Origin of the sequence: Calothrix sp. CCY 0018, from assembly GCF_963920925.1 — a bacterium.
In the GTDB taxonomy this organism is placed as follows: domain Bacteria; phylum Cyanobacteriota; class Cyanobacteriia; order Cyanobacteriales; family Nostocaceae; genus Rivularia.
The window spans coordinates 1-5,864 of record NZ_CAWUDI010000093.1 but is presented as its reverse complement, the minus strand read 5'-3'; the positions used below and the strand labels follow the sequence as shown (position 1 = coordinate 5,864).

The window sequence follows — 5,864 nt, the reverse complement described above, 5'->3', positions numbered from 1 at the left end:
CGACGACGGCAAACGCATTCTCACCGCATCTGAGGATAATACCGCCCGGATTTGGGATACACAAGGCAAGGAATTAGCTGTTCTCAAAGGCCATACAGAGCGTGTCATCAGCGCTGTATTTAGCGACGACGGCAAACGCATTCTCACCGCATCTGAGGATAATACCGCCCGGATTTGGGATACACAAGGCAAGGAATTAGCTGTTCTCAAAGGCCATACAGAGCGTGTCATCAGCGCTGTATTTAGCGACGACGGCAAACGCATTCTCACCGCATCTGAGGATAATACCGCCCGGATTTGGCGGATGGAAGAGTTAGATGATTTGCTCGCTAGGGGTTGTAATTGGTTGAACGATTATTTGGTTATCAATGCTAAAGAACTGGAAAAATTAAAGGTATGTCAAACACCATCTAAAATCAAAGTAGCAGCACCGTATTTAGTGAAAGCGGGAGAAGAGTCAGCGAAAGCTGGGGATGTTGAGGAAGCGATTGCGACTTTTAAGACTGCTTTAAAGTGGAATCGGGAAGAAAAGTTTAAATTTGATACCCAGAAAAAAGCAGAAGAGTTTGAGAATAAAGGTAAAGCTGAACGTTTGGTTGGTGAGGCAAGTAGTCTTGTTAGAGAGAAGAAGATAAAGGAAGCGATCGCAACTTATAACCAAGCCCAAAAACTGGATGCCGAAGTCGAAATTGATGCTGAGACTTGGGATAGACTTTGTGTACAAGGTAGCCTAAATAAATCTGCCCAAGAAGTGATGTTTGCCTGTGAAAAAGCTGTGAAACTTGAGCCGGATAGTGGCTATATTCGCAATAGTCGCGGGTTAGCAAGGGCGCTGACGGGTGATTACAAAGGGGCTGTAGCTGATTTTGAGGCACTTATTGCCGAGACTGATGATAAAGAAAGTAAAGCACAATGGCAAGGTTGGGTGAAAGTGCTGCGGGAAGGTAAGAATCCGTTTACTGAGGAAGTATTGGAGAAGTTACGGAATTAGGGTTTGGTAAGATGAAAAATTAATCCCTAAGTGGGTATGCAAAATTGTTTGTGTCATTGCGAGCGACAGCGAAGCAATCTCAAAGTCTTGCGATTGCTTCGCTGTCGCTCGCAATGACAAATATACAATTTATTTTGCCTAAGTACTTATTCTTCCACAGCCCCAAGAGATTTTAAAACTGTTTTCTCAGCGGTGGTTAATCCAGTAATATTATGAATATTCATCCCTTCATAAGGTCTATTGCATCTCAAGGTTTGAATACATTCACCCGTTTCGAGATGCCACAGTTTAATAGTTTGGTCTTCGCTACCGCTGGCTAATATACTACTATCGGGACTAATTGCCACTGCCCATACTGCTTTGTCATGCCCCGACAATGTTTTAATATTTTCACCCGTGCTGATATCCCACAGTTTTACTGTTCCGTCGTCGCTACAGCTTGCTAAAATACTATTATTATTAGAGGTAAATACTACTTTGCGGATTCTGCGCGTATGTGCTGGTAAAGTATTTAGACATTCCCCGGTATTTACATCCCACAGTTTGATAGTGCGATCGCAACCTGCACTAGCAATTATCTTGCCATCGGGGCTGAAAACTACGCAATCAATTCGATCTTGATGTCCTGTAAGTGTATGCAAGCAACTTTGATTATTAGACATCTCCGGAAAAGAAAAAAGACCCCTCTCCAAACCTCTCCCCCACTGGGAGAGAGGCTTAAAAACCCCCATTCCCTGGTAGGGAAGGGGGGTAGGGGGGTTAGGTATCTGTGTAATTTGGAACCAGATACATGATTTCCGGAGATGTCTATTAACATCCCATATTTTAATTATTTTATCGTCGCTAGCGGTTGCGAGTATATTACCCAAAGGATTAAAAGCGACTGATTTAACTCGATTATCGTGTCCAGTAAAAGTATACAGACATTCACCCGTTCGACAATCCCAAAGTTTTACTGTATAGTCTCGACTTCCACTAGCTAAAATATTTCCGTTTGGGCTAAAATCAACTGAATACACCCAATCATCGTGTCCCCGGAGTGTTTTTGAGCATTCACCGTGATGATTCCACACTACGATCGTATTGTCATCACTACCGCTAGCTAAAAGATAATCTTCAATATGTGGAGGAGCAAAGCTAACTGAAGATATTAAGTTATTGTGTCCTGATAATATTAAATCACATTTACCCGTTTTAATATCCCATAATCTGACTTTCCAATCTTGATAACTACTGGCTAAGGTTTGACTATCTGGACTAAAAGCCAGAGATAATATCCAGTTACTGTATCCTTGTAGTGTTCTTAAACAGCGTCTTGATGGAATATGCCAAAGTTTAATTTTTTGGTCTTCACTAATACTCAGTAAAGTTAGATTATCTGGATGTATATCGACCAGCCAAACCCGCTGCTGATGCTCGCGTAAGGTTTGCAGACATTCTCCTGTCTCAATATCCCAAACTTTAATTGTGTTATCTTCGCTGCCAGTAATGATACTTTTTCCATCTTTACTAAAAGTTACTGTCCAGACAAAGCTGTTGTAATCTGGTAGGATTTTAATGCATTTACCGCTGGACATATCCCAGAATTTTACCGCATTACCATCGCTGCCAGTAACTAAAGTTTTTCCGTCATGACTTAGCGCGATCGCAAGTAGCCAATTAATCGAAATATTGAAGATTTGTAAACATTCGCCATTTTGAATATCCCACAATCTGACGGTATTATCGGTGCTGGCTGTAATTAATTTTTCCTCAAGGGGATGGAAGCTGACGAAGGTGATATTATTTTTATGTCCTTGCAATATCAAACATTGTCCGGTTTGAATATTCCACAATCTAACGGTTTTATCGTTGCTACCGCTGGCTAAAAGGGTTCCATCTCGGTTAAAAGCGAGGGATTGTATACCGGATGTATGCCCAGTTAATGTTTGCAAGCATTCTCCAGTTTCGACATTCCATAGTTTTATGTTGCTGTCATGACTACCGCTAGCTAAGATTTTACCATCTGGAGTAAATGCGATCGACCTGATCCAAGCTGTATGACCTTCAAGTTGATATATTTGTCTCCCAAAGTCAACTTCCCAAAGATATATATTATTATCGATTGCTGTAGCGAATAAATTACCTGTGGGGCTAAATTTAGCAGCGAGAATACTACCTAATGTTTGGGTAAACACTGATTTTTGCAAATTGCAATTAGTAAAGTTTGTTTGTTCTAAATTGATTCCTTGGAAGTTAGCTTGGCAAATATTTAAGTTAGAAAAATCATAGTTATTTAGTTCTATATCAAGTTGTCGCAGCAGATTAATAATATTACCCGCAGCATATCCTGGTTTTGGAGACGATTTGAGTTGTAATAAAAGTTGATTTAAGTGGCTTTGAATAATTTCTTTTGTCACCCAAAAGCTGAATAATTTATCGATAAGAGGCTTTAGTATAAATTCAATTTGAGCATTTCTCAGATAATCCTGGGATTGAGCTTTAATTAAAGCATATTTATCAAAAATTTGAATTTCTCCCGTCTGAATTTCTTGAGCAACTTGTTCGATTAACTCTTCAATTACATACTCCATCACCACTGGTTGCTGAGTAAATCCCGATTCATTTTCAATTAAACAACGAGATTGCAAAGACTCTAAAGCTGTCAGCAAATCCCGCGTTTTGACAACATCAATAATATCGCTTTGCAAATCTTTTAAAGATACCCATTCCCGATTTATCGCTAACCAATACATGATTTGCTTTTCTAAAACCGAGAGCCGATGAAACTGACAATCGAGTAAATCAAAAATATCACCGCAGATAATTGCACCGGCTTCTAAGAAATCAGCAATATCACCATCAAATAATTCTTTAATCGTCGTAGCAGCAATCTTCAAAGCGAGAGGATTACCTGCATAACACTCTATTAATCTATTGAGTTGCGTGGCTGAAGTTGATAAACCCTTTGTTTCTAAAATTTTCTCTCCTTCTCGATCATTCAACCCTTTTAACGTCAACATTCGGACTGGTAAATTATCGCCTTTTCTAGCGCTAAATCCCTTGGGTGGTTCGCGACTAGTGACGATACAACAACTTTGATGTCGAGTATCTGCAATACATCTTAAAAGTTGTCCGTATCCTTCATATCCCCCTCGATAACTTCCGGATTTTTGCTCGCTGCCTAAAACTGATTCGAGATTATCTAACACAATTAAACAGCGAGAATTCCGCAAACAATCAATTAATTGACCTATTTGTTTATCTAAGGAATTTTCTAAAACTATTTGATGCTCAGATGATAAAAAACCGATTAAATCGCTCAATAATTCTTCTACTGGTGGTGCATTCCGCAAACTCCGCCAAATCAAAAAATCAAATTCATTTTTGACTAATTCTGCTAACTTTACAGATAAAGCTGTTTTCCCAATTCCACCCATGCCAATTATGGTAATTAACCGACAATTATCTGTAACAATCCATTTTTCTAAAGTATTAACTTCCTCATTACGTCCGTAAAATGTAGAAACATCAATTGCTTCTCCCCAATCATGACGCTGTTTTTTATTTATTATTTGATTATTTTCTGTATTACTATTAAAAGTTCCATTAATTTTATCTTTTAAACTGACCCAAGTTGGTGGTTCTTCCGCAGGATTAATAAATATTACTGGCAACCAACTTGCACCGGGAAAATCATTTTCTAATCCTTGTAATCTGCGTCTTGCTTCTTGTACTGATATATATAAAGATTTTTGTGCAAATGCAAATGCTTGTAAAAAATAATTAAAAAATTCTTCAGCAACGCGATTCGCTACGGGTTCCCGCATGACAATTGTTGTCGGTATATTTAATTTTTCGGAATCTTCAGCCAATCCCAAACCATCGCAAGAATTAAAAATTGCTATTTTCAAACCCCTTTCAATTGCTGCTTTTAAAGCTTCTGCTAATTGCTCAATGGTTAAACTATTATTAGTAGGATTTTCATTAATATAAATGATTCCCCTTTCCTGCTCAGTTTGACTGTGCCCAGCAAAAAAGAGCATATCCCAACCTCGATCGTCCCAAAGTTTATCGTTAAATTCTTGTCGTGAAGGTTTGACAATAAACTCAACTTCAGCAAAAGGTAAACTTTCTAAAAATCTTTGTTCTTCTTCTAAATTAATCCCTTGAGAATTGCCTAAAATTGCCATAATTCTCACCTTATTTCGAGATATTTCTGACAATTGCAACCCATTCGTGCGTTTATATTCAGTTCTCGCAAAAGAAACTTCGGAGTGCGGAAAATCTGCAAAAAAACTGCAACAATGCCAAGGCAACTTTTGGATAATAGTATCTTGAGTTTCGATAATTATTCGTATTTCATCAGCGGGGTTAAGTAAAGCCCGTAGCTGTCGGCTAATATTAATAATCCCCGGTGAGTCGAGCCAATTATTAATATTTAGCTGTAACTGCTGACATAAATCTTGGAAATCAACTGTAGAGACATTGGTAATATCAGCTTCATCAATTTCCAATTCATCATCATCATCCAAATTGCTAATTGATCTTGGGAGCCTATCGCACAAATTTTGATACATTAATCGCCAATTACGGTATAAATGTACTAAATTACTAGCTGCGGGTAAACTCCCGCGAAATCGTTGCTGAGGATTATTTAGCTCCCGTAAATCAGCAGTTACAACAGGGAATCCCTCGTATAAATCACCAATACCTAGATTTATAATAACTGAATGAATCATTATAGATGCAGCCAAGCTTCTTGATGAAACTGTTCTCTTTGTTCTCTTGTTAAATCATAATCATAATTTGTATTATTTTAAACAATTATTCGACTTGGTAACAACCATAATCTTTCTCCCTCACCCCGCCCTGAAGGGCACCCCTCTCCCAA

At 38.5% G+C, this 5,864-nt stretch carries 1 protein-coding gene and 1 pseudogene; one reads left to right on the top strand and one right to left on the bottom strand.

Features of this window, described 5'->3' with window-relative positions; translation table 11 throughout:
- Positions 1-991: pseudogene (locus ACM03V_RS34125) on the top strand (ribosome assembly protein 4); the annotation flags it as partial.
- A 146-nt stretch (positions 992-1,137) separates the two neighbouring features.
- Here the strand turns inward: ACM03V_RS34125 and ACM03V_RS34120 are convergent.
- Positions 1,138-5,712, bottom strand: a complete 4,575-nt coding sequence (locus ACM03V_RS34120) for an NB-ARC domain-containing protein (protein WP_414625252.1) — start codon at positions 5,710-5,712, stop codon at positions 1,138-1,140.
- Positions 5,713-5,864: the final 152 nt, after the last annotated feature.